This is a genomic window from Methanosarcina sp. 2.H.A.1B.4, assembly GCF_000979385.1.
GTDB lineage: Archaea > Halobacteriota > Methanosarcinia > Methanosarcinales > Methanosarcinaceae > Methanosarcina.
Map to the genome: position 1 here is coordinate 40,612 of NZ_JJOV01000081.1, position 23,987 is coordinate 64,598.

The following is a 23,987-nucleotide window of genomic DNA, read 5'->3' on the forward strand; positions in this document are numbered from 1 at the left end:
TTTTTTGCCTTCTAAAAAGAGAGTCGGTTATGTTATCTATTTTCATATCTCATTTATATATACCAGTAAATCCCGGTGAAATTAAGGCTTCCTTTGTCAGATACGCAGAATCTTGACTCTTTTTTAGGAAGCAACTTGAAAGCGGGTCATAACGGGGTCTGAAAAGAGGTCTGAACAGGATTCTACAGGAAATAAGACCAAATTTGAATCGGAAAAGTCATGAATCAGGAAAGTTCTGATAAAGGACAGAAACGGTCTTAAAAGAGTCTAATTGGATCGAAAAACGAATCAGAGCCACCTTTTAACAAGTGATCCGCCATTGAAGAAGATCCCTTAATTAAAATCATGGATGGAATATTGCCGGGATTCAAACTGGCTTTTTTAAGGGATTATTCAAGACCCTGAGTTCATAAAACCTCAGCAGGAAACCCGTTAAATCTTTAGATTTAGCGGGCAGTTGACAGGATATTTTCCGAGCAGCCTTTATTATTTACCTTTTCTTCCTTTCAATATTTCACCCCCTCTATTATTTCGTACCCCTCAATATTTTACCACCTTGCAGAACCTTATACTCCTGCAAAATCCTGATCGGCTATGTTATATTTTTTTGGAAATAAATTATAAACTATGAAACTAGGTTTAGGAATCGATACTGGTGGAACATACACTGACGCCGTTTTAATGGATCTTTCAGAAGGCAGGATTCTTGATTCTAATAAAGCACTAACGACGCATTCTAATCTGGTCGAAGGGATCGAAAACGTAGTGGCAGGCTTAAAACAGGAGTATCTGAAGGATATCAGACTGGTCTCAGTATCCACAACTCTTTCTACAAACTCCACACTGGAAGGCAAGGGTCATCCAGCAGGCCTGATCCTGGCAGGGTATACAGTCAATGGAACTATCCCGGCGCGTGAGACAATTTCCATAGATGGCGGCCACGATTCAAAAGGAAATGAAGTTAGCTGCCTTGACCTTAAATCTGTGGAGCAATTCGTTAACGACACCAGAGGCAGGCTCTTTTCATATGCCGTATCTTCTTACTTTTCCGTACGGAACCCGGAACATGAACTTTCTATAAAAAAAATAATCGAACGGCTGACCGATAAACCCGTGGTCTGCGGGCACGAACTTTCCCTGAGCCTGGGAGCTTACGAAAGGGCAGTAACCGCAGTTCTGAACGCTCGCTTGATCCCGATAACTTCCCAGTTCATCCGGGCCGTTCTATCGGTAATGGAAGCAAGAAATATCAAAGCTCCTATGATGGTAATGAAATGCGACGGCTCCCTTGCACGCATAGAAGAGGCTCTTGAAAAGCCTGTGGAGTCTATTTTTTCAGGCCCTGCCGCAAGCCTTGTAGGGGCTGCCCATATCAGTGGCTTGAAAACCTGCGTGGCTGTGGATGTAGGAGGCACGAGCACCGATATCGCTCTGATAGAGGATGGAGTTCCCGAGATCAGTGAAAACGGGGCTGTAGTGGGAGACTGGAAAACTATGGTCAAGGCGGTCAGGATAAGAACCTCAGCTATGGGAGGAGACAGCCACGTCTGGGTGCAGAGAAAACTCTATATTGGCCCTAACCGGGTTATTCCTATCTGCCTTGCGGCTTCAGATTATCCTCTCCTTGAAGACAAGTTGAGGAATGCTGAAAAAATTTCTGATAGGATAATGGATGATATCTTCCAGCCAGCAAGCTTCTTTGTCAGGAGTGGGAACTCGAGGTCTGATGATGACATACAGGCCCTTAATTACTCTATCGAATTTGAACTGGAAAACCATGAACGTCAGATCTTTGACGCTATAGGATATGAGCCGGTTTCAATATCCGATATTGCAGAAGCAATTGGAAAACATCCCCTGCAGTTTGTAAAGGTTCTGCGTTCCCTGGTCCAGAAACGCTGCATCTGCCATATAGGTTTCACACCTACGGATGCCCTTCATGTGCTTGGAGAGTATGAAATGTGGAACAGTACCGCCTCCTGGCTGGGAGCAAAACTTCTTGGCAGCTACCTCGGGCTGGATCCTGAAAGTTTTTCCAGGGAAATAAAAAGAAGTTTTGCAAAAAATATTGCTCTTGACCTGCTGGCATTCTTTGCAAAAGACCTCAAGCGGGAAGACCTTGAAAAACTGCTGGCAAGCTCACGTTTCACAAAGTTCAAGATCAATATTCCGGTCATAATGATCGGGGCGCCTGTCAAAGCCTATGTGCCCGAACTCAGAGAATTTATCGATGCAGATATCCGTATTCCGGAATTCCATGAGGTCGGTAATGCTGTAGGAGCCCTGGCTGGCAACATCGTCAAGAGAAGTGAAATTCTAATCCGCCCGGCAGGTTCCGGAACCGAGCAGTATCATGTGTTCTCTGAAGTCGAAAGGAAGGTTGCAGATAATTATCTCGAGGCTGTGGACTATGGGCTGGAGCTCATAGAAAAACTGATTTTCGACCATATGGACGGTTACGGACTTCAGAAAGAGCAGGTCCGGTTTGACCTTGAAAGAAAGGATTTCACTCCAGGTTTCGGAGCCCAGAAAGAGACCCGCCTGATGGGCCTTGGTATCGGAAACCCTTTGAAGCTGGAGCAGTAAAGAACCTTAAAATTATTTTCCAATTAGAGAACTGATCTCATTAGGGGGCTGTAAAAGACTTCCGAATAGAACCTCAGTTCTCATAATATTCTTTTTGTTTCCCTCCCCTTTTTTGGAGATTACAGGAGGTCCCTCTTTTTTTCTTCTCCTCCAGTCCCTTTTTCTGGTCCAGTCAGGTTTTTCGGTTCTGATAAACAAATTTTTATTTATGTTCAGTTACCTCCTTCAATCAGAACTATTATTATTCTATATAACTGGATTTTATTCTGCAAAATTGCTTATTCCAAAGGAGTGACGAAAATGCGCAGGGACTACATCGACATGGGCTACAGCCCAAAAGACACAGATATGGTCTGTGAATTCCACATTGAACCGTCAGCAGGAGTAAATTTTGAGGAAGCTGCCACCCACATGGCAGGGGAAAGCTCTATAGACTCCTGGACTGAGATTTCCACATTGAGTCCCGAACTTGCAGCGAAATTAAAACCTCACGTTTTTTACCTGGACGAAGAATCGCAGACCGTAAGGGTGGCTTACTCGGAAGATCTTTTTGAACTGGGTTCGGTCCCCCAGGTGCTGAGTGCTGTTGCAGGAAACATTTTCAGTATGAAAATCGTTGACAATCTCAGGCTTCAGGACATAACCTTCCCAGAGTCAATGCTTCGCGAGTTCAAAGGTCCGAACTTCGGGCTGCAGGGGATCAGGAAACTTGTAGGTGTGCAGGACCGGCCCCTTATTGGGACTATAGTAAAACCGAAGGTCGGCCTGAACTCTGAAAAACATGCGGAAGTTGCTTACAATTCTTTTGCCGGCGGCTGCGACCTCGTTAAAGATGATGAGAACCTTACCGACCAGAAGTTCAATGGCTTTGACAGAAGGGCTGAACTCACCCTGAAAATCGCCGAAAAAGCCGAAGTCGAGACCGGGGAGAAGAAGATGTACCTCTGCAACATCACAGCCCCGACATGTAAGGAAATGTCCCGGCGCTTAAATGTCCTCAAAGACCTGGGTGCCAGCTATGCAATGATCGATATCGTGCCTGTGGGCTGGACTGCCCTTCAGACCCTGCGGGAAGAGGCTGAAGACGCGGGCCTTGCCCTTCATGCCCATCGCTGTATGCACTCGGCCTATACCCGGAACCCCCGCCATGGGATAAGCATGGTTCTCGTTGCCAAGCTCTGCAGGTTGATAGGGCTTGACCAGCTCCACATAGGCACGGTTGTAGGGAAAATGCACGGAGAAAAACATGAGGTACTGACTCTGAGAGATGAGTGTGTGCTAGATAAAGTGCCTGCGGATGAGAGCCAGCATGTCCTTACCCAGGACTGGGGAGGATTAAAGCCAATGTTCCCGGTCGCGTCCGGAGGGCTTGCTCCTACAATGATTCCTGACCTTTACTCTATCTTTGGAAAAGATGTTATTATGCAGTTTGGCGGTGGAATCCATGCGCACCCAATGGGCACGGCAGCCGGAGCTACTGCCTGCAGGCAGGCACTTGAAGCAAGCCTTGAAGGAGTCAGCATGCAGGACTATGCAAAGGACCACAAAGAACTTGAAGTTGCTCTCGAGAAGTGGCTTAAGAAATAATGCTGCATAATGAGAACAAGTTACAATCTGTAAAACACAGAAACAATAGCATGATAATAATCAGTAAGGAGTTTACCTTCGGTGCAGTCAGAAAACGGAAATAAAACAAAGACCCGACTTTTCCGGGTCTCCGAAGAGAACGTTGACGCCATTCTTGACGAGGCTGCAGCGATTATCAGAAGGGGCGGGACAGTCGCCTTCCCCACGGAAACCGTTTACGGGCTTGGAGCTGATGGGCTGAACCCTGATGCCGTCCGGAAAATCTTTGAAGCAAAGGAACGCCCGCCTGGCAATCCTCTTAGCTTGCTTGTCCATTCCAGGGAAGACCTCGGAAAGATCGCAAAAAACATCCCTGAAAAAGCTTTCAGGCTTATGGACGCTTTCTGGCCTGGTCCCCTTACGATTGTTCTTGAGAAAAACGACATTGTCCCGGAAATTACCTCGGGAAACCTGACGTCGATAGGGCTCCGCATGCCTGACCACAGGATTCCTCTGGAGCTTGTTAAGAGGGCAGGCACTCCTCTGGCTGCTCCGAGTGCGAATCTTTCGGGAAAGCCCAGCCCCAGTCTGGCATCTCATGTCCTGGCTGACCTTACAGGCAGGATTGATGCGGTCATTGATGGAGGGGGCGCAGCTATAGGGCTTGAGTCAACTGTTATCGACATGACGGTCGAACCTCCGGTAGTGCTGCGGCCCGGAGCCGTGGGAATTGACGAGCTTGAAAGGGTCATAGGTAAAGTCAGGTCCGCGTATGGGGAGTCTGAAGCCAGGGCTGGAGAGGCTATGCCTGAAAAGAAGGCGGGTCAGAAATTCAGTCATTATGCCCCGGATGCGCAGGTCGTGCTTGTGGAAGGGGAACTAAAAAAGGTTTCCGAAAAGATTGACACCCTGCTCGAAAATTACCGGCGCGAAGGTAAGAAAGTCGGGCTTCTGCTCAGCGATGAGACCGCAGGCTTTTTTGCTTCTGAAAGATTGAGTGCACATGAATGCTTTTTACTTGGGTCTCGCGAAGGGTCGGAAGAAGCTGCCAGAAGACTTTTTGAAGGGCTCAGGGTTCTGGACACGAAGGGCCTGGATGTGATTCTGGCTGATGGCTCCTTTAACCCTTCAGGACTTGGAGCTGCACTCCTTAACCGGTTAAGAGAAGCTGCCTCCGTAAGGCATGCTGTTTAAGTCGGTTGTACCGGTTAAATTGCAATATTATAAGTGAGAGTTTGACAGTCAGATTTGATAGTTATTGGTTGTTCAGGTACCTGGAGAGATCTTCTTGAAAGCAGAAAAAAGAGAAAGGATGGAAAAAATGCGGGCTTATAAAAAAGTCCGGGCGCAGAACAATAAAACAACAGGAGTAAGCCTTGCGATCCTGGCAGTAGGCTTGCTTTTGAAGACTCTTAATATAACTATTCTTGGTATTGATATCGGGTACTATCTTCTCTGGGCAGGGGTTTTTGTCTTCTTTGTGACTTCGATGTCAGGTCTCTTCGCTGCGGGATCCCTGCGTAAGCAGAGATAATCTTTTTTCATTTTTTCCAAAAAGGGACTTTTCAATATGGGTGAAACAATCGCAAGTGAGGAAATGCATGAATACTTCAATGAGCTTGAGGCAAGGTTAAAAGAGGCAATTGAGGTTGCAAATAGGGCTCGGGCCCGGGGCGGAGATCCGAAGCCCACTGTAGAAATTCCACTTGCCAAAGACCTTGCAGATAGGGTCGAAAACCTTATCGGAGTCAAGGGGGTTGCTGCAAAGATCCGGGAACTTGAGGTCAATATGTCCAGGGAAGAAGCTGCCCTTGAAATCGGGCGCCAGGTCGCCGAAGGGATAGTAGGAAGCTTTCCAACAAAGAAAGATGCCGTGGAAGCCGCTATCCGTGTTTCTATGGCAGTCCTGACCGAAGGGGTAGTTGCAGCCCCCATTGAAGGAATCGATAAGGTAGATCTCGGGAAAAATGACGACGGCTCTCAGTATATCCGGATATTTTATTCCGGGCCCATCAGAAGTGCAGGAGGGACTGCGCAGGCTCTTTCCGTGCTGGTTGGCGACTATGTGAGGCGCGGAATAGGGATTGACCGCTACAAGCCAAGAGATGAGGAAGTAGAGCGCTATGTAGAAGAAATCCTGCTTTACAAGAGGGTTGCAAGCCTGCAGTACATGCCTTCCGAAGATGAAATCCGCCTGATTGTCCGGAACTGCCCTGTTTGCATTGACGGGGACCCGACTGAAGAAGCCGAGGTCGAAGGACACAGGAATCTTGAGAGGATAGGGACAAACCGTGTCCGGGGAGGAATGTGCCTTGTGCTTGCCGAAGGTCTCGCCTTAAAGGCCCCCAAGGTCAAAAAGCACGTCAACAAGTTGAAGATGGACGGGTGGGATTGGCTGGAGATACTTATCGGGGGTGCTAAAAGCGGGGAGAGCGCTGAAGATGAGCACAAAAACAAGATCAAGCCAAAGGATAAATATATCCGTGACCTGATCGCCGGAAGGCCTGTTTTCTCTCACCCTTCAAGGCCAGGAGGTTTCAGGCTGCGGTACGGGCGGTCAAGAAATACTTCGTTTGCTTCGGCAGGGATCAGTCCTGCCAGCATGGTCTTGCTTGACGATTTTATAGCTAACGGGACTCAGCTCAAGGTTGAAAGGCCCGGTAAAGCTGCAGCCATGTCTGCCGTGGACTCCATAGAGGGACCTACGGTAAGACTTTTTTCTGGAGACCTTATCCGTATAGATGATCTAAAGGAGGCATATGAACTCCGCCCACAGGTTGAGGTTATTGTCGATATCGGGGAAATTCTGATCAATTACGGGGACTTCCTGGAAAATAACCACCCTCTAATGCCTTCACCTTATGTTTTCGAATGGTGGCAGTATGATTACCAGGCCGCCTGTCCTGAAAAAATTCCCGAGGAAGAGCTGAAAAATCCATCTGCTGCCCTTGCTCTCAGGCTTGCAGAGGAGTTTAATGTGCCATTGCATCCGAAGTTCACCTATCTCTGGCACGACATAAACCGGAATGAGTTTGAAGCTCTCAGAAAATTTGTGGCTGAAAAAGGGAGCTTTCTGGCAGGTGAGGTGGCTGGGGCAGGAGTCCTTAAACTGCCCCTGGAAGCTTCTCTTGAAGAGAGAATAAAGCCGGTGCTTGAAAAGCTCCTTTTACTGCACAGGGTAAAAGATGACGAAATCCTTATCGAAGAGGCTCTTCCGTTTATTTTATGCCTCGGGCTTGACCATTCCCTCAAAGAAAAAGCCAGTATGCCAGACATAGATGATATGGTGGAAGCTGCAGGTGTTTTGAGCGGGTTTAAGGTTTACCCGAGAGCTCCTTCAAGGATAGGGGCACGGATGGGAAGGCCGGAAAAATCCGATCTGCGCAAGATGTCTCCTGCAGCCCAGGTTCTCTTCCCGATAAACAATTCCGGGGGAATTACGCGAAATCTTGTCTCTGCCTCCGACTACACATCCTGCATGAATGGGAAGATAGGGGAAATTGAAGTTGAATTAGGGCTGAGAGAATGCCCTGCCTGCAGGAAAGAGACTTATTTCTGGCGCTGTGAATGCGGGGAATTCACGAATTCCAAACTTTCCTGTTCTCGCTGCAAGATCGATGTAAGGGGTGCTGAGATCTGCCCCAAGTGCGGGAGAAAGCCGACTTCCGTTGCAAATGTAAATCTGGATTTCCGTTCCATTTACAAGCAGGCTTTTGAGAACTTAGGGGAAAGGGAAAAAATGGATATGATCAAGGGGGTAAAGCGGCTCATGAACGGGCAGATGACCCCCGAGCCTCTGGAAAAGGGAATCCTGCGCGCAAAACATAATGTTTACGTTTTTAAGGATGGAACTATACGCTACGACATGTCAGATATTCCCCTCACTCATATCAGGGCTGATGAACTCGGAATTACGGCAACCAAACTCCTGGAACTCGGTTATGTGGAGGATATTTGTGGAAAACCCCTTGAGAGGGATGACCAGGTTGTCTGCTTGAAGGTTCAGGACCTTGTGATATCTTATGACGGGGGTGAGTATATGCTGCGTACTGCAAAATACGTGGATGACCTTCTTGTGAAGTATTATAAGATTGAGCCTTATTACAATGCCGAAACTATTCAGGACCTTGTGGGGGCATTGCTCATAGGGCTTGCTCCTCATACTTCCGCAGGAGTACTTGGGCGCCTCATAGGGTTTACGAAAGCTTCCGTAGGCTATGCTCATCCTTTTTTCCATGCTTCAAAACGCAGGAATTGCGATGGGGATGAAGATTGCATAATGCTCCTTATGGATGGGATTCTCAATTTTTCGAGGTCATATCTGCCCGATAAAAGGGGAGGAAAGATGGATGCTCCTCTGGTGCTAACTACCAGGATCGACCCCAAGGAAGTGGATAAGGAAGCCCATAATATCGATGTTTCTGCGCGCTATCCTATTGAGTTTTACAGGGCTACGCAGGAGATCAAAAGCCCCACAGAACTTGAACGTATTATGGATCTGGTTAGCAGTCGGCTTGGGACGCCTGAGCAGTACGAACATTTCATGTTTACACATGATACCTCGAACATTGCTGCCGGCCCTCTTAATTCTTCATATAAGACCCTTGGGAGTATGATTGAAAAGATGGAGGCTCAACTCACTCTGGCTAATCGGATAAGGGCAGTAGATGCGCCTGATGTAGCTGAAAGGGTTCTCAAGTCCCATTTCCTTCCGGATCTGATCGGAAATCTTCGTTCTTTTTCCAGACAGCGGATGCGCTGCATCAAATGTGGTGAGAAATTCAGGCGCCCACCCCTTACCGGTACTTGCCCGAAATGCGGAGGCAATGTGATACTGACTGTGCATGAGGGATCTGTCCGCAAATATCTTAAAATTTCAAAAGAGATCGGAGAAAGGTATGGGGTCTCCAGCTATACCAGACAGAGGATCGAGCTTCTTGATTATGATATCTGCTCGTTGTTTGAAAACCACAAGGTTAAACAGCTGGGACTTTCAGATTTTATGTCCGGGTCTGCGCGCTGAGGCAAGAACAGAACGTGTTAAGAATATGAAAAGACTTCTTACTGCCGGTAGGGAGGAGATAGGGCAGTCTAAAAGTCGGAGGAAGTTGGAATTTTTACTCAAATGCCTCCAAGCTTTCCTGCCGATTTTTTTCTTCTGGAAAAGAGGCTTTTCATTTTCTGGCTCTTTTTTTATTAATGTTTGGCTCTCTCCAGGGCACACTCTTTAACTTTTTATTTTGGGTGGGGCTTTACTTTACAGGCAGCCCCAGGGCGTTAATCTGGCTAATAAGCTCTGTGAAGTTCTCTATTTCCAGTTCCAAAACCTCTTCCCTGGTCATGCCTATGGACATTTCCCCGTCCACGGAAAGATGCTCGGGTCCTCTGCGTACAAGTCTGTCTACCCCGTCTCTTTTGAGGGCTTCTTTGATTTCCAGGTCATGGGCAAAAGCCCTTCCCGGAATAAAGACAGTTTCAGTTACCTCAGAGAGGTCCAGGGTTTTGAAATCGTCAATAGTAATGAGGCATCCGATATCCTTTTTTAGTGGAACTACGTTTACAGTCCCCCCAAGGGCTTCAAATATTTCCGTAAGCCTGGGGGCTGCAACCTGACCTGTGATGACAGTTGCCTTTTTGGTTACTCCGGGAAGTTTTGAAAGGGCTTCAGGAACGTTGCGGATTGCAAAAGGTGAGCCAATTAATGGGTCTTCCAGTGGCGTTCCTGTGATTCTGATTGAAGGATGCTTTTCTGCGGAACTGCGCACAATTTCAGTAAATTCAGAAACCGTATGTGGAGTTATTCCGGGAATGATAGGAGAATTATTGAGAATCAAACCGTTTTCCTGAAAGTTTGCAAATCTCATAAGAATAGCTCCCTTTGCACCCATTGTTTCCAGGTCACTCAGGGTCTTTTCAAGAACCTCTCCATCATTTATTCCAGGGAGGAGAACTATTGCCCCGTAGACTTCACAGTGGGCACAGAAGTCCCGAAGAACCTGAATTGAAGCTTCGGGCTCAGGATCTTTCATATATTCGGCTCTCAAAGCCGGGTCTGTTGCAAAGACTGTGAAACTTACTTCTGTAACTCCATTATCGATGTAGAATAGGGCGTCATCAGGCTTACTGAAGCCTTTTCCGCTGGTATATCCCAGATGTATTGGGGTGTTGAACTGAGATAGAAAAGTAACAAGATTCTTCAGTTCGGGGTAACAGCTTAAGTCCCCTCCTCCACTGACAGTGAACTTTTTTACCTCTCCGCTTGTGAAGCAAAGTTTTCTTGAAGTCTCTTCGAGTACCATCTGGAGAGACTTGAAGCCTGAGTACGATTCTTTCACACTGCGAGTACAGTAATCACACCCTTTTTTAAAAGGGAGACAATACTTGCAGCCCAGGGGCTGAACATCTTTTACCTTCTTAAAATAACAATATTTGCAAAAGCCTTTGCAGTCTACCCCGGGATTTCCGCCTACGTCGACAACTACTTCCATATTAAACTTTCGTATTACGAGGATATTACTAAATCTTTTTGGTATGATTCTTTTGATTGGATATGAACATTTTAATAAAAATTAAGTTATATTAGTCTCTACTCGGAAAAATAATTAAATAAGTGTTCACGGCTATTATCGGCAGTTTTAAGTAATCTCGAAATTTCTTTTTTCCATTGATACCGTTTTTTTATATAATCTCAATATAATATATGTCTTCTTAATAAAATTAATTTTAAAAAAATGTACTAATTCATCTAGCGGAGAACACAAAAGATTTAAGTACCTTCTAAACGAATGAGATTTCATTGGGAAAGTGGACACTTAAAAACGAAGCGGTACTTGATTTGTGAGTGCTTTTGCACTCGAGTAGGTGACCAGTCCCAAAATGATTTTAATAAATTAAGGAGGAAATTAAAGTGTCTGACACAGTAGACATCTACGACGACAGAGGAAAACTGCTCGAGAGCAATGTCGATATCATGAACCTTGCTCCAACAAGAAACGCAGCAATTAAAAAAATCATATTGGACACCAAGAGGTCCGTTGCAGTCAACCTCGCAGGTATTCAGGGCGCACTTGCAAGCGGCAAGATGGGTGGCAAAGGCCGTCAGATCTTAGGCCGTGGACTCAACTACGATCTCGTAGGCAATGTTGATGCTATTGCAGCAAGCGTTAAGAGTCTTATCCAGGTCGATGAAGGCGACAATTCAGATGTAAAGGTACTCAAGGGCGGAAAGAGCTTGCTCGTTCAGGTCCCAGAGTCCAGGATAGTCGCTGGTGCTGACTACATGTCCGCAACCACAGTAGGTGCAGCAGCAGTCACCCAGACCGTTCTGGATATGTTCAAAACCGATATGTACGATGCACCCATAGTGAAGGGCGCTGTCTGGGGAAGCTACCCGCAGACAATGGACCTCATGGGTGGAAACGTTGCAGGTATCCTGAACATCCCTCAGAACAACGAAGGTCTCGGCTTCTCCCTCAGGAACATCATGGCCAACCACGTTGCAGCAATCACCAACCGCGGTGCAATGAACGCAGCAGCACTCTCCTCAATCTATGAGCAGGCCGGTATCTTTGAGATGGGCGGCGCAGTTGGTATGTTCGAGAGGCATCAGCTCCTCGGTCTTGCTTGCCAGGGTCTTAACGCCAACAATGTCGTATACGACACCGTAAAGGAAAACGGCAAAGACGGTACCATCGGAACCGTTATTCAGTCCATTGTCGGCAGGGCAATTGAAGACGGTGTAATCTCCGTTGACAAGACCGCACCATCCGGATACAATTTCTACAAGGCAAACGACGTCCCAATGTGGAACGCCTATGCAGCAGCAGGTACCCTTGCAGCCACTCTCGTGAACTGTGGTGCAGGCCGTGCAGCCCAGAACGTATCCTCAACACTTCTGTACTTCAACGACATGCTTGAGAAGGAAACCGGTCTCCCCGGCTGTGACTATGGTAAAGTACAGGGTGTCGCAGTAGGATTCTCATTCTTCAGCCACTCAATCTATGGTGGCGGTGGACCCGGTGTCTTCAACGGTAACCACGTCGTTACCAGGCACTCAAGAGGCTTCGCAATCCCCTGCGTATGTGCAGCAGTAGCCCTTGATGCAGGTACTCAGATGTTCACAATCGAATCAACATCCGGCCTCATTGGTGACGTGTTTGGTGGAATAAAGGAATTCCGCGAGCCGATTAAGGCAGTTGCAGGAGCGCTCTAAACATATAACTCGAAAGGTCTAACGATGTCAGACTCTGCTTCAAACACGGAAGATTCTATCCAAATCGAAATCTTTCCCAGTAGAATCCTGTCCCCTGAAACCGCTCAGAAGCTTATTACTGAGCTCTATCGGATTGACGGGATAATCCGCGTTATAGTCCAGGGCTCGAGACTCCCCGAAAAGGTGTCTTCAGGCCCTGGTACTGGAGAAAAGGTGGAACACCCCCTAAGGAAGCCTATTCAGATCGGAGATCAGGTTATTGAACTTAAGATCAGTGTAGGCAGGATCAGGCTTGAAATCTCAAATGCCGAAACTAAAGAAAAGGTCAGGTCAGTATGCGAAAAAGTGCTCCCGTTCTCTTTTGAATTCAGGGAAGGATATTTCTTCAGGAAACAGCCTACCGTGACTGACTATGCAAAATTTGGTCCTGATACTGATCCTCGCATGCTTGGTATGGTAGATCCCAAATCCAAGGGAAACCAGCTTGTCTTCATCGAGAAACAAGAAGAAGATTTCAATGATACAGATGAGTGAAAAGGTATGATGATCGATCGGGAAACACAGGTAGTTGACTGCCGATGCGGCGGAGGACTAGGCAAAGGAGGAGGGCTTGCTCAAAGAGGCACTCTTTCGGAAGCTGGTCGTGCCGATGTGGTAGCTATTGCTATGAGTCCCGGCCAGAGACATATCACAAAACCGGTATGCGAGATTACATACGGAATGAGGAAAGAAAACATTCAGGTGAGTGTGCTCGTACTTTATTCAGGTTCAGGGATTCCCGAATCAGGCATGAGGACAGGATCATTTGTACTGAGTCCGGTAGAAGTCGCACAGATTGAAATGCACAAGCTGGCTGTTATTCACCTCGGAAATATTAAGGACCATGTAATTAGGAAAACAAGGGAGATACTGAGCCAGGCTGATATTCCGGCAATTGTTGTCAGCCAGATCCCGGTGGATTTTGAGGATTTTGCAGAAGCAGGGATAAAGACGAGATTAGTGATGCCAGGGGATGAAAATATTCGTACCAAGGGAATTGTAATGGATATGGTAAGTGGAGTTACACGTGGTGACTTCTGTCCCAGGGATAAACTAAATCTAATCGTAAAATACGTCAAGACGACATTAGACCAGTTAGAAAATCATAAAGGAGTTGCATGAGATGGCATACAAACCACAGTTTTATCCAGGCGCGACATCAGTTGGCGCTAACCGCAGAAAGCACATGTCTGGGAACCTTGAGAAACTCAGGGAGATTTCAGACGAAGACTTAACTGCAGTCCTTGGACACCGTGCACCAGGGAGCGACTACCCAAGCACCCACCCACCACTTGCAGAGATGGGAGAACCCGCATGCTCGGTCCGCGAGGCTGTAGCAGCAACACCCGGTGCAGCAGCAGGAGACAGGGTCAGGTACGTTCAGTTCGCTGACTCCATGTATAATGCTCCGTCTACCCCTTACTTCAGATCATACTTCGCAGCAATTAACTTCAGAGGTGTAGACCCAGGTACCCTTTCCGGTCGTCAGATTGTTGAAGCCCGTGAAAGAGACATGGAACAGTGCGCAAAGGTCCAGCTGGAAACCGAAATGAGCTGCCCTGCACTTTCAGGTATGCGCGGCGCAACCGTTCACGGACACTCCGTCCGTCTTCAGGAAGACGGTGTAATGTTCGACATGCTTGACAGGAGAAGACTCGAAAACGGCACCATCATCATGGACAAGGACCAGGTTGCAATTCCACTCGACAGGAAAGTAGACCTCGGCAAGCCTATGTCTGAAGAAGAAGCCGCAAAGAGAACCACCATTTACCGTGTGGACAATGTGGGATTCAGGAACGATGCAGAAGTCGTTGAATGGGTACACAGAGTATTCGATGAGAGAACTACCTACGGATTCCAGCCGAAATGAGGTGACCACAATGGCAGCAGATATTTTCTCAAAATTCAAAAAGTCAATGGAAGTCAAGTTCACACAGGAATACGGGTCAAACCAGCAGTCCACCACGGACATCACTGGCAAGACTGAGAAGTTCCTGAGACTTGGACCTGCACAGGACGCAAGAAAGGCCGAAATGATTAAGGCCGGAAAGGAACTCGCAGAGAAGAGAGGCCTTGCATTCTACAACCCAATGATGCACACCGGTGCACCACTCGGTCAGCGTGCAATCACTCCTTACGTCATCTCCGGTACTGACATCGTTGCCGAACCTGACGACCTTCACTACGTGAACAACGCTGCAATGCAGCAGATGTGGGACGACATCAGGAGAACCTGTATTGTCGGTCTTGACATGGCTCACGAGACCCTCGAAAAGAGGCTGGGTAAGGAAGTTACTCCTGAAACCATCAACCACTATCTTGAGACCCTCAACCACGCAATGCCCGGTGCAGCAGTGGTTCAGGAAATGATGGTCGAAACCCACCCCGCCCTTGTCGACGACTGCTACGTCAAGATCTTCACAGGTGATGACGAGCTTGCAGACGAAATTGACAAGCAGTACCTCATTAACATCAACAAGATGTTCAATGAAGAACAGGCAGCCCAGATTAAGGCCTCCGTCGGCAAGACAACCTGGCAGGCAATCCACATCCCAACAATTGTCTCCAGGACAACTGACGGTGCTCAGACCTCCAGGTGGGCAGCCATGCAGATCGGTATGTCCTTCATCTCCGCATACAACATGTGCGCTGGTGAAGCAGCAGTAGCTGACCTGTCCTTCGCTGCAAAGCACGCAGCTCTCGTCTCTATGGGTGAAATGCTCCCCGCAAGGCGTGCACGTGGTCCCAACGAGCCCGGTGGATTATCCTTCGGTCACCTCTCAGACATCATCCAGACAAGCCGCACAGTGACTGACGACCCCGCAAAGGTTGCCCTTGAAGTCGTCGGTGCAGGCTGCATGCTCTACGACCAGATCTGGCTCGGGTCCTACATGTCCGGTGGTGTCGGGTTCACACAGTATGCAACAGCTGCATACACCGATGACATCCTCGACAACAACGTGTACTATGACGTAGACTACATCAACGACAAGTACAACGGTGCTGCAAACCTCGGCAAGGACAACAAGGTAAAGGCCACCCTCGAAGTCGTAAAGGACATCGCAACCGAGTCCACACTCTACGGTATCGAGACCTACGAGAAGTTCCCAACTGCCCTTGAAGACCACTTCGGTGGATCCCAGAGAGCAACCGTGCTCGCAGCTGCAGCCGGTGTTGCAACTTCCCTTGCAACCGCAAACGCAAACGCTGGTCTCTCCGGCTGGTACCTCTCCATGTACCTGCACAAGGAAGCATGGGGCCGTCTCGGCTTCTTCGGATACGACCTGCAGGACCAGTGCGGTGCCACAAACGTTCTGTCCTACCAGGGCGACGAAGGTCTCCCAGACGAACTCCGTGGTCCAAACTACCCCAACTATGCAATGAACGTAGGTCACCAGGGTGGATACGCAGGTATCGCTCAGGCAGCCCACGCAGGCCGCGGCGACGCATTCACCGTCAACCCACTCATCAAGGTCTGCTTCGCTGACGATCTCATGCCCTTCAACTTTGCAGAGCCCAGGAGAGAGTTCGGCCGCGGTGCCATCAGAGAGTTCGTGCCTGCTGGTGAGAGATCCCTCATCATCCCGGCAAAATAAACTCAATAACTTAAACACTTTAAAACAGAGTAGGCCTTCGGGCCTGCTTTTTCTCTTTTTTCTTACCTTCTAAACCCAATAGTTTTTCCAGGCTGCTTTTCAGGCTTTTTGTTTAATAAAGTAGTTATAATCAAATCTTTTTCTATTTTTCTTATGGCTGGGGTTTTTATTCCTGTGATGGAGGAATATTATTTTTCCACTTATAAAAAATAATTCGAATGATCAAACACTCTAAATACGACTTATTACATAATTATATCCAGTTAGCTGCGGGGAGTGTTACCTGTGTGGAATTTTCTCAGCCTTTCCAAAAATTGTCATGCGGTTTCAGAGGTCATGGGCCAGGTGCTCATAGCAGGAATTACGTTTGCAGCGCTTGCAATAGTGGGGGTGGTTCTTTTTGCTCAGGAAGGTCCTGAGTATACCCCACAAATTGAAATTCAGCAGCGGGTTAATGCTTCATCGGATATCCTTTACCTGAAGCATAGCGGGGGCGAGTCCCTATCTTTTAGTGATCTGGATCTCATTGTAATAATTGATGGAAACAAGAAAGTATTGACAGAAGAGGAAATCCAGGGGTGTACGGGTAAAAACTCCTGGGGCCTGGGGGACGTTATTGAAATTGATCTATACAAAACATGGGGAGTTCACCTGGATAGTGATAACTGTGTTGATGTATTCCTCGTCGATCGGGGTTCAAAGCAATTGATTCAGAAGGCGACGATGCCCATTGAGGGCATGTGCAGTCCACTGATGAAACCGGGCAAATGGTATTTTTTTACCACCGTAGAAGGGGATGATAGTGACAAGGTGAACCTCAGGTATCTGCATGACTGCGATCCAGCAGTTAACTTTTCCGCAGTACCGGATGAGAAATACAATGACACGTTCTTGGGGATTGAAGGAAAGGAGTATAACCCCAAAAACAACTTCGCTCACGAACTAAAAGGTGAGACCGTTGGCCTGACTTTTGGTTTTTGTGAGAACGATTTCAAATGGTCTGGTGCCCATAATGCAACCATTTTGATGATTTATAGCCTTCAGACTCAACCTTCGGAATTCTCATTGGAAATTGCAGGTGAGAACATGCCGATATTTGACCCTGTTAACTGTGCGAGTAATAAGTGGCATATGTACAATCAAACTGTGCCTATAAATATCAATAGCATTTCCGATTTGAAGTTCAACATTCATGTCAATGTAATCGGTAAAAAATCAATAGAAATAGATTATCTGGCTGTATGCCTGAGCTGAAAATAAAAGTTTCTTGAAATGAAAAAGAGCGATGAGGTGCATTGTAATTTCACTTTGCTCCTCTATTGAAATATGCGGTAGAAGCTGTGGCTGAGATGGGTTTAATGTTGGAAAATTTATGGAAGTTTCTTAATAGTTCGGATTCTGTTTCCGGAATCATGGGGGAAGTGCTCCTAGCCAGCATAGCGGTTATAATAGCCGGGATGTTTTCAACTATGGTTTTTTCGTTAGATCGACCTGTCGATAGTCCTCATGTTGCGGTAGAGAAATGGGCTCGTGCTCCAACTGATATTATCTATATAAGGCACTGCGGAGGGGACGTCATTGATTCCGATTATATGAAAATTATAGCTTCCATTGATGGTTCTAGCTACGTATATTCTCCGGATGACGTTTTCTCAAACCTTAACAAGAGCACATGGGACGTGGGCGATGTCATTACAATCAATGTGTCTGATAAATGGGGGGCTTCCCTTACAAAAGGAGATCCTGTGTACCTGAGTCTGATTGATATGGATTCAAAGCAGGTGTTCAGGCAGGCGAAAGTTATTCCGGGCGGCGGAGGTTCAGGGGGCTGGCTGCCTCCGGCAAAGGTGAGCGATTCCTCTGGCCCGTTAAATACAACGGATATAATGAAAGAAGGGGATAATATCTCTACCCTCTATAAAGTGCCAAAAAAAAATAAAAATGAGTCCTATTTATATGATTCTACTGGTGAAATATTTGATTTTGGTATAAATATGGCAGACTATGACTACAGGATTGGTGAGCCGATTTCAAATGTTACACTTAAGATCGTATATAGGGCATATGACCAGTCATTTCTCGGTATCAAATTAAGGATCTATGACTCTTATCCCTCTCCTGGGGTATGGTATTACGAAAACGAGACTATGGTTTATGATAATAAGGTGTGGATTACTTATAAAACTGACATCTCCAACCGTATAAATACGGTTGAGGATGTAGAGGGGCTCAGGGTTAAGATTGAAGCTGTCGGAAATGCCGCAGATAATGCTAACAAAGAAATGAATGTTGATTATGTAGCTGTATATTTTGAATGATAAATGGATTTTGAAGGGGATATGGCTATTTGAGAGGAGGAAAACCAGCATTAATTGTCAGTAAGAAAACAGATGCCTAAGGCTTTCTTTTTGCTCAGGGGACTTACATGAAACAAATTTAAGACCGGGGTATTTACATGTATAAATTACGCAAATTCATCATAAACTGTGATGGGGTTTCGGAGGTCATGGGGCAGGTCCTTCTTATCGGTTTAGTAGTTATTTTTTTCAGTTTTATCGGTGTATTTGTTTTTTCCTACAATAGTCCCGATGATATCCCACATGCAGATTTGCAGGTATGGATGGACGAAACGTCAGATACCGTATACCTGAAGCATAGGGGAGGAGAAGCCCTCTCCGGAAATGAAATAAAAGTCGTGGTAATGGTCAATGGAACTAGAAATGAATTTTCTCCAGAGAACGTGTCCGCAAAGCTGGGAGTGGATGGTGTCTGGGAGATTGGAGATGTTATTGAAATCGGGATTCCTATTGAAAATGGGGACACTGTTAATTTATTTCTAATTCACACACCTTCTAACAATGTGATTCAGAAAATGGATGTTACTGCTTCATGAAGCCCACAACTATCAAAAAGTTATTATGCAGTGAAACATATGATATTCTTACACAATAAAATAATTTCTTATGTATGGGTGTGATTTACGCAAGAGTAGCTTGTCCAGGATCAGGTCGCCTTTGGATCACCTTTTCTTTGGATTCTTCATGGAGCTTGCTTTAGAATCCGATTCAGTAACCCCTACTGCTTTAGAAAAGGGCGTGTTTCCTCCTTGCACAGGCAGTCCCCCGACATATTATTTCTGATAAATGGTTGGAATGGGAGAAAGAATGTTATGAAACTGAAATTCATTAAACCGTTTTCTTCATTTCTCAAATCGGATTCTGGAGTCTCAGTAGCTGTTGCAGCTGCCCTTTTACTTGGGATCGTGGTTCTGTTTATAACAAACATTCAGGTTTACCACGTCCCCCAGTGGAAGGAAGATGCTGAATATAGCCACATGTCCGAAGTTTATGAGGATATGTCCCGGCTAAAGTGTAATATTGACCTCCTTTCCCTGGGAATGGTAGTCAGTCCGAATAGTGAGGTTATCCTGAACTCTCCACTTCGAATGGGTGGGGGTAATCTCCCGGTAGTTAACCGCATGAAATCAGGGGGTACGCTTGTCTTTAACAAAGATAAGTGCAATCTGTCTGCATTTATTACCTACAATAATTCCACCAGCAAGAATATTCCATTGACTGGCTCTCTTGAATGCGGGGCTCTTTCCTACAGGGCTGATAATTCCCAATATCTTGACCAGATTTACTGTTATGAAAACGGAGCCTTGATCGTTTCCCAGGGAAACCAGTCGTTTATGAAATTGTCTCCAGGGATAACCCTTGAAAAAGGGGGAGGCTTTTTGAACCTCTCAGTAAATGCGGTCTGTCTGGCAGGCAGCAACTGGGTTCTTTCCAGCAACAGTGTTGAGGATCTCAGATTGGTTTCCCTGTCTCGAGAACACCAGTATGACGTCACAGGTCTTGAAAGTTTCTACAACACCACCTCGGTATCCCTGACGATTTTTACTGACTATCCGGAAGCCTGGAAAACTTATTTCGAAACGCAGGCTAAAAATGAAAATCTCTGGAGTTCGGATTACAACCTTTCCTCAAACAGTTCTGCGGTTGTCCTTCGCCTTACTCCTGTAAGTGATGATTTAAATGTGAAGGTCTATAACTCCTTAATATCTGTTGAGGCTTTATGAAATGAGCGGCCTCTGCACGTAAATATGATTTGAAAAAAGGGGCTGCATCCGAAATGCAGCTCATTTCTCCATTTTATCAGAAACATTCTCTATTTTTGCCCCGAGGTTACTCATGTCTTTAAAGAAATCGGGGTAAGAGATAGAAACGGACTCAGTAGTGTCAATAGTTGTGTTTCCTGCGATCATACCTGCCATTGCAAGTGCCATAACAATCCTGTGGTCATCCCATCCATGGACTGCTGCTCCATGCAGAGACCCCCCGGTAATTGTCAGGCTGTCTTTTTCTTCTTTAAGCCGGACTCCCAGTTTCGGAAGTTCAATTGCAAGGGCGCGGAGCCTATCGGTTTCCTTATACCGTACATGTTCGGCGTTTTCAATCCGGCTAGTTCCAACAGCGACAGAGGCCAGGACGGCAACAGTTGGAACAAGGTCCGGGGTTGCGCCGGCATCGAAGGTGATGGCTTTGAGGGGCTTTCCTCCCCTGACCGTAACCTTTCCGGCTTTCCTGTCCCAGGTGATGTCTGCTCCCATGCGTTCCAGGGTTTCGACAATTACGAGGTCTCCCTGTTTGGAGGGGAAGAGGTTTTTGACTGTAACTTCAGACCCTTCGATCATGGCCGCAGATGCAAGCAGGTAGGAAGCAGAGGAAAAATCGCCTGGAATGGTATACTCTTTGAGATCATATTTCTGTTTTCCAGGGATGATGAATCTGGTACCGTTATTATCATCGGTATGGATTTTGACTCCTGCCAGTTCGAGCATTTCCAGGGTCACGTCAACATAGGGCTTTGATTTAAGCTCTCCGACGATTGAGAGGGTGGTGCTGTTTTTGGCCAGGGGGCAGGCTATAAGGAGTGCGGAGATAAACTGGGAACTGATAGAACCGTCAATTTTCACAATAGCCCCTCCAAGTCCCCCTTTAACCACAATCGGAGCCCTTTCGTTTCCGCGGGTTGAGAAAGCTTTTACCCCCAGCTTGTTAAGGACCTCGAGGAGGGGGCCATTGGGCCTTGTACGAAGGGAAGCATCTCCCGTAAGTACGGTGATTCCTTCAGTGAGGGCTGCAATTGCTGTCATGAAGCGGAGGGTTGTCCCGGAGTTTGCAGCATCAATTACATCATCCGGAACTTTGGGTTTTCCATTCACACCCTGGATAAGGAGGTCATCTCCCTCCCGTTTTATGGAAGCTCCAAACATCCTGGAGGCCTGGATGGTAGCGAGGGTGTCAGCGGAGAGCAGGGGGCGATGGACGACTGCTTCTTTAGATAGGGCTGCCAGGGTTATGGCCCGGTGAGTATAACTTTTTGAGGGTGGGGCAAAGACCTCCCCTTTAATCGATGATTTATTGATCAAAACACGCATTTACAACAGGACTCCGGGGTTTTCTTCTGTTTATTTTATAGTGTTTATTCTATAGTCTACATGGAATACTTATTCTGATCAGGTTTTTCTATCTCAATTCGTATAATTTGAGATTCAGCACACGCCTTTCACAATATTTTCTACCATATCCCAGTCGTGGTTGTAAACATGGGCTGAAATGCTGACCGTGGTGATTGTTCCGGGTTCGATTCCTACCCTTTTGGCAACGTATTCAAGGAGCCTGGAAAGTCCGTAAAGGTTTGCAGGGTAGGCTCCCCCAAAGTCATGGCTCCTGAAAAGAGTGGTAAGATGAACCTTACCGTCCCTGATCTTGAAGTCGTCGAGGATCATGCAGGGAACTTCATTGACTTTAGTGTCCACAGGCGGGATCCAGGTGACAGCTGTAGCCCGTCTGGAAGTAGGGCTCTCCTGCAGTTTCTCGATTACATATTCGATCTGATCCACTTCCTCATTCCAGTTCCTGAGGCGCTGCCCGTAGGTGTACTCAAAGTCCTGTACGTTTTCACCCGAGATCAGCTGCTTTGCATACTCTTCAAGCCTTTCTTCATTCCAGGCAGTATCTTCGGGAATTCTGTCCGTATAGGGGTCTTCAATTACTACCATCAAGTCCATGAATTCCCTGATCTGGCTTCCCCTTTCATCGGTAATTACCTGTCCGTGGTTCCAGATGATGTTAAGCCCGCGGTACCATGCATCAGAGATATTCTTTGCTCTGATGATCCTGCCAATCTCAAATTTGTCTTCCATAGAAAATTCCCCGATCAGGTTAAGATAGGGTGTAGATAATCAACATAATAATTTATTATTGCGAAAATCCTTTTCAGCCTGATTTATTAATCTGACTTTTCGAACGTTTTCTACAAACGGTAAATAAAAACGGCAAATCAGAACCGGTAAATATGCTGTTTTGTCAGGTCCTGTTTTCTTACCTTTTTGTCAGCACATTCATTATAAACTGATGCTTTTGCTGACTGTCTTTTATTGACTATTTGTCCTTTCCATTTTATCTATCACTCTCTTTTATAAGTGCTTTTTCTCCTGTGAAGTCTAATGATTCTCTGTGCAATCTGATAACATATAGCATGCTAAATTTAAAAAAATACCGGACAAACTTTCAGAGTGAAAATGAAGCAAGAAAAATGAAGAAAATGAAGACATAATGCAAGGGAACGAAAAACAAAAATGAAGAGGTAAAGAGGTAAAGATGTAAAAAGGAAACATGAAAAACAAAAAGACAAAGGCAAAAAAATAATAAGTAAAAGTAAAAGTAAAAAAAATGTTTGAGAGGGCTTTAGAATCTCATTGCCCTCAGGCGATTTACCCGCTCATCGGTTACCGGGTGGGTCCTGAAGAGGGACTGGAGTACCCCGCCTTTGAGTGGGTTTACGATAAACATGTGGGCCGTGGTCTCTTTTGCCTGTACGTCCCTGTTGCTTGGCTGGAAGTGGGAATTTCCGTATTCCAGTTTTTCCAGGGCATTTGCAAGTGCCCAGGGTTTTTTGCACATCCTGGCGCCTTCGTAATCTGCGGCAAATTCTCTTGAACGGGAGATTGCGAGCTGGATCAGGGTTGCAGCCAGCGGGGCAAGTACAGCCATCACTATAAATCCTACAATTCCACCGTTGTCGTCGTCCCTGCCGCCAATGCCGCCGAAGATTGCAGCCCAGCGAGCCCAGGTGGCAAGCATGGTGATAACACCGGCAATTGTTGCAGCCACCGCGCTGATCAGAGTGTCGCGGTTTTTGACGTGGGCCAACTCATGGGCCAGTACCCCTTCGATCTCTTCATTTGAGAGCAGGTTGAGAATCCCGGTCGTAACTGCCACAGCTGCATGCTGCGGGTTCCTGCCTGTTGCAAACGCATTCGGCATCCCGGACTCAACAATATAAACCTTAGGTTTCGGAAGTCCTCCCTTCATTGCAAGGTCGCTCACGATCCTGTGCAGGTTCGGGGACTCTGCTGGAGTAACCTCCCTTGCCTTGTACATTTTCAGTACGATCGTATCGCTGTACCAGTAACTCCCAAAGTTCATGATGACCGCAAACAAGAATGCGATTATCATTCCGCCCGTCCCACCGAAGTAGTTTCCGATAAGGACCAGAAGCCCTGTAAGGGAAGCGAGCAGAATTGTGGTTTTAAACATATTCTTCATGACTACTCACACGACATCCTCCCAGGCTAACGTCTGGGTTTTCAGTCTTTTGATTCCTATTTCTTGATTTATTTTGTAAGTTTAATCGATAGAATCAATGGTATATACTCTGATTGCATATATATATTTTTTATCTTCAATATGTCTAATTGTCCTTTTTGTGACGTTTTTCGTCTCGTGGTTATCTAAAAATGCTCTTAAATTCTATGAAATGGAATGTTTATTCCCCAAATCGGAAGTTCTATTTTTATACAAAAAGTTTTATCCTGCCTTCTGCTGCAATCTCCAGATTTTAAATTTACATCACTCATTATAATATCTGTTTAGGGATATTTATAATTAATTTGTTTTTGGACGGCAATTTTAGTTCGA

18 protein-coding genes are annotated in these 23,987 nt (G+C 46.4%); 14 read left to right on the forward strand and 4 right to left on the reverse strand.

The window, feature by feature from the left end; all coding sequences use genetic code 11:
- The first annotated feature begins 627 nt into the window (after nucleotides 1-627).
- The 5 genes from EO92_RS13020 to EO92_RS13045 all read left to right on the forward strand — a co-directional run bounded on the left by EO92_RS13020 (nucleotide 628) and on the right by EO92_RS13045 (nucleotide 9,175).
- Nucleotides 628-2,586 (forward strand): hydantoinase/oxoprolinase family protein, encoded by a 1,959-nt coding sequence (locus EO92_RS13020; protein ID WP_048172183.1) that lies wholly within the window; start codon nucleotides 628-630, stop codon nucleotides 2,584-2,586.
- Between the two features lie 273 nt (nucleotides 2,587-2,859).
- Complete coding sequence (rbcL, locus tag EO92_RS13030; protein WP_255350349.1) at nucleotides 2,860-4,173, forward strand: type III ribulose-bisphosphate carboxylase; 1,314 nt, start codon at nucleotides 2,860-2,862, stop codon at nucleotides 4,171-4,173.
- Between the two features lie 81 nt (nucleotides 4,174-4,254).
- Nucleotides 4,255-5,346 (forward strand): L-threonylcarbamoyladenylate synthase, encoded by a 1,092-nt coding sequence (locus EO92_RS13035; protein WP_048172190.1) that lies wholly within the window; start codon nucleotides 4,255-4,257, stop codon nucleotides 5,344-5,346.
- A 94-nt stretch (nucleotides 5,347-5,440) separates the two neighbouring features.
- A complete protein-coding gene (locus EO92_RS13040; RefSeq protein WP_048172192.1) occupies nucleotides 5,441-5,686 on the forward strand; it encodes a hypothetical protein in 246 nt (81 codons plus the stop codon).
- Nucleotides 5,687-5,722: 36 nt separating this feature from the next.
- The gene (locus EO92_RS13045) at nucleotides 5,723-9,175 is read left to right on the forward strand and encodes a DNA polymerase II large subunit (protein WP_048172194.1); all 3,453 of its coding nucleotides are present in this window, start codon (nucleotides 5,723-5,725) and stop codon (nucleotides 9,173-9,175) included.
- A 229-nt stretch (nucleotides 9,176-9,404) separates the two neighbouring features.
- Here EO92_RS13045 and mmp10 read toward each other — a convergent pair whose 3' ends face one another.
- Nucleotides 9,405-10,640 carry a methyl coenzyme M reductase-arginine methyltransferase Mmp10 gene (gene mmp10 / locus EO92_RS13050; RefSeq protein WP_048172197.1) on the reverse strand — a complete coding sequence of 412 codons (1,236 nt, stop codon included), beginning with the start codon at nucleotides 10,638-10,640 and terminating at the stop codon, nucleotides 9,405-9,407.
- 419 nt (nucleotides 10,641-11,059) lie between these two features.
- Between mmp10 and mcrB the strand changes: the two genes are divergently transcribed.
- From mcrB to EO92_RS13095, 9 genes are all read left to right on the forward strand, one after another.
- On the forward strand, nucleotides 11,060-12,364 hold the full coding sequence (gene mcrB / locus EO92_RS13055) for a coenzyme-B sulfoethylthiotransferase subunit beta (protein WP_048172199.1): 1,305 nt from the start codon (nucleotides 11,060-11,062) through the stop codon (nucleotides 12,362-12,364).
- Between the two features lie 24 nt (nucleotides 12,365-12,388).
- The gene (gene mcrD / locus EO92_RS13060; RefSeq protein WP_048172202.1) at nucleotides 12,389-12,898 is read left to right on the forward strand and encodes a methyl-coenzyme M reductase operon protein D; all 510 of its coding nucleotides are present in this window, start codon (nucleotides 12,389-12,391) and stop codon (nucleotides 12,896-12,898) included.
- 6 nt (nucleotides 12,899-12,904) lie between these two features.
- Nucleotides 12,905-13,525 carry a methyl-coenzyme M reductase I operon protein C gene (mcrC, locus tag EO92_RS13065; RefSeq protein ID WP_048172205.1) on the forward strand — a complete coding sequence of 207 codons (621 nt, stop codon included), beginning with the start codon at nucleotides 12,905-12,907 and terminating at the stop codon, nucleotides 13,523-13,525.
- A gap of 1 nt (nucleotide 13,526) precedes the next feature.
- Nucleotides 13,527-14,273 carry a coenzyme-B sulfoethylthiotransferase subunit gamma gene (mcrG, locus tag EO92_RS13070; protein WP_048172207.1) on the forward strand — a complete coding sequence of 249 codons (747 nt, stop codon included), beginning with the start codon at nucleotides 13,527-13,529 and terminating at the stop codon, nucleotides 14,271-14,273.
- Nucleotides 14,274-14,283: 10 nt separating this feature from the next.
- Nucleotides 14,284-15,999: a coenzyme-B sulfoethylthiotransferase subunit alpha gene (mcrA, locus tag EO92_RS13075; protein ID WP_048172209.1), complete on the forward strand. Its 1,716-nt coding sequence runs from the start codon at nucleotides 14,284-14,286 to the stop codon at nucleotides 15,997-15,999.
- Nucleotides 16,000-16,284: 285 nt separating this feature from the next.
- Nucleotides 16,285-17,253: a type IV pilin N-terminal domain-containing protein gene (locus EO92_RS13080; RefSeq protein ID WP_156165827.1), complete on the forward strand. Its 969-nt coding sequence runs from the start codon at nucleotides 16,285-16,287 to the stop codon at nucleotides 17,251-17,253.
- A gap of 95 nt (nucleotides 17,254-17,348) precedes the next feature.
- Nucleotides 17,349-18,317, forward strand: a complete 969-nt coding sequence (locus EO92_RS13085; protein ID WP_235283332.1) for a type IV pilin N-terminal domain-containing protein — start codon at nucleotides 17,349-17,351, stop codon at nucleotides 18,315-18,317.
- Between the two features lie 137 nt (nucleotides 18,318-18,454).
- Nucleotides 18,455-18,892, forward strand: a complete 438-nt coding sequence (locus EO92_RS13090; RefSeq protein ID WP_048161257.1) for a type IV pilin N-terminal domain-containing protein — start codon at nucleotides 18,455-18,457, stop codon at nucleotides 18,890-18,892.
- Nucleotides 18,893-19,168: 276 nt separating this feature from the next.
- A complete protein-coding gene (locus EO92_RS13095) occupies nucleotides 19,169-20,080 on the forward strand; it encodes a hypothetical protein (protein ID WP_048172218.1) in 912 nt (303 codons plus the stop codon).
- A gap of 60 nt (nucleotides 20,081-20,140) precedes the next feature.
- Here EO92_RS13095 and aroA read toward each other — a convergent pair whose 3' ends face one another.
- From aroA to htpX, 3 genes are all read right to left on the reverse strand, one after another.
- Nucleotides 20,141-21,442, reverse strand: coding sequence for a 3-phosphoshikimate 1-carboxyvinyltransferase (gene aroA / locus EO92_RS13100; protein WP_048172219.1), 1,302 nt, complete (start codon nucleotides 21,440-21,442; stop codon nucleotides 20,141-20,143).
- A gap of 114 nt (nucleotides 21,443-21,556) precedes the next feature.
- Nucleotides 21,557-22,210, reverse strand: coding sequence for a thymidylate synthase (locus EO92_RS13105; RefSeq protein WP_048172222.1), 654 nt, complete (start codon nucleotides 22,208-22,210; stop codon nucleotides 21,557-21,559).
- Nucleotides 22,211-22,754: 544 nt separating this feature from the next.
- Complete coding sequence (gene htpX / locus EO92_RS13110; RefSeq protein ID WP_048172224.1) at nucleotides 22,755-23,615, reverse strand: zinc metalloprotease HtpX; 861 nt, start codon at nucleotides 23,613-23,615, stop codon at nucleotides 22,755-22,757.
- Between the last annotated feature and the right edge of the window lie 372 nt (nucleotides 23,616-23,987).

Coding starts and splice junctions, on each gene's coding strand:
- mcrD (WP_048172202.1), top strand. CDS start 12,389: ATGTCAGACTCTGCTTCAAACACGGAAGATTCTATCCAAATCGAAATC.
- EO92_RS13105 (WP_048172222.1), bottom strand. CDS start 22,210: ATGGAAGACAAATTTGAGATTGGCAGGATCATCAGAGCAAAGAATATC.
- mcrC (WP_048172205.1), top strand. CDS start 12,905: ATGATGATCGATCGGGAAACACAGGTAGTTGACTGCCGATGCGGCGGA.
- EO92_RS13085 (WP_235283332.1), top strand. CDS start 17,349: ATGGGTTTAATGTTGGAAAATTTATGGAAGTTTCTTAATAGTTCGGAT.
- EO92_RS13095 (WP_048172218.1), top strand. CDS start 19,169: ATGAAACTGAAATTCATTAAACCGTTTTCTTCATTTCTCAAATCGGAT.
- mmp10 (WP_048172197.1), bottom strand. CDS start 10,640: ATGGAAGTAGTTGTCGACGTAGGCGGAAATCCCGGGGTAGACTGCAAA.
- htpX (WP_048172224.1), bottom strand. CDS start 23,615: ATGAAGAATATGTTTAAAACCACAATTCTGCTCGCTTCCCTTACAGGG.
- mcrG (WP_048172207.1), top strand. CDS start 13,527: ATGGCATACAAACCACAGTTTTATCCAGGCGCGACATCAGTTGGCGCT.
- aroA (WP_048172219.1), bottom strand. CDS start 21,442: ATGCGTGTTTTGATCAATAAATCATCGATTAAAGGGGAGGTCTTTGCC.
- EO92_RS13020 (WP_048172183.1), top strand. CDS start 628: ATGAAACTAGGTTTAGGAATCGATACTGGTGGAACATACACTGACGCC.
- mcrA (WP_048172209.1), top strand. CDS start 14,284: ATGGCAGCAGATATTTTCTCAAAATTCAAAAAGTCAATGGAAGTCAAG.
- EO92_RS13045 (WP_048172194.1), top strand. CDS start 5,723: ATGGGTGAAACAATCGCAAGTGAGGAAATGCATGAATACTTCAATGAG.
- EO92_RS13090 (WP_048161257.1), top strand. CDS start 18,455: ATGTATAAATTACGCAAATTCATCATAAACTGTGATGGGGTTTCGGAG.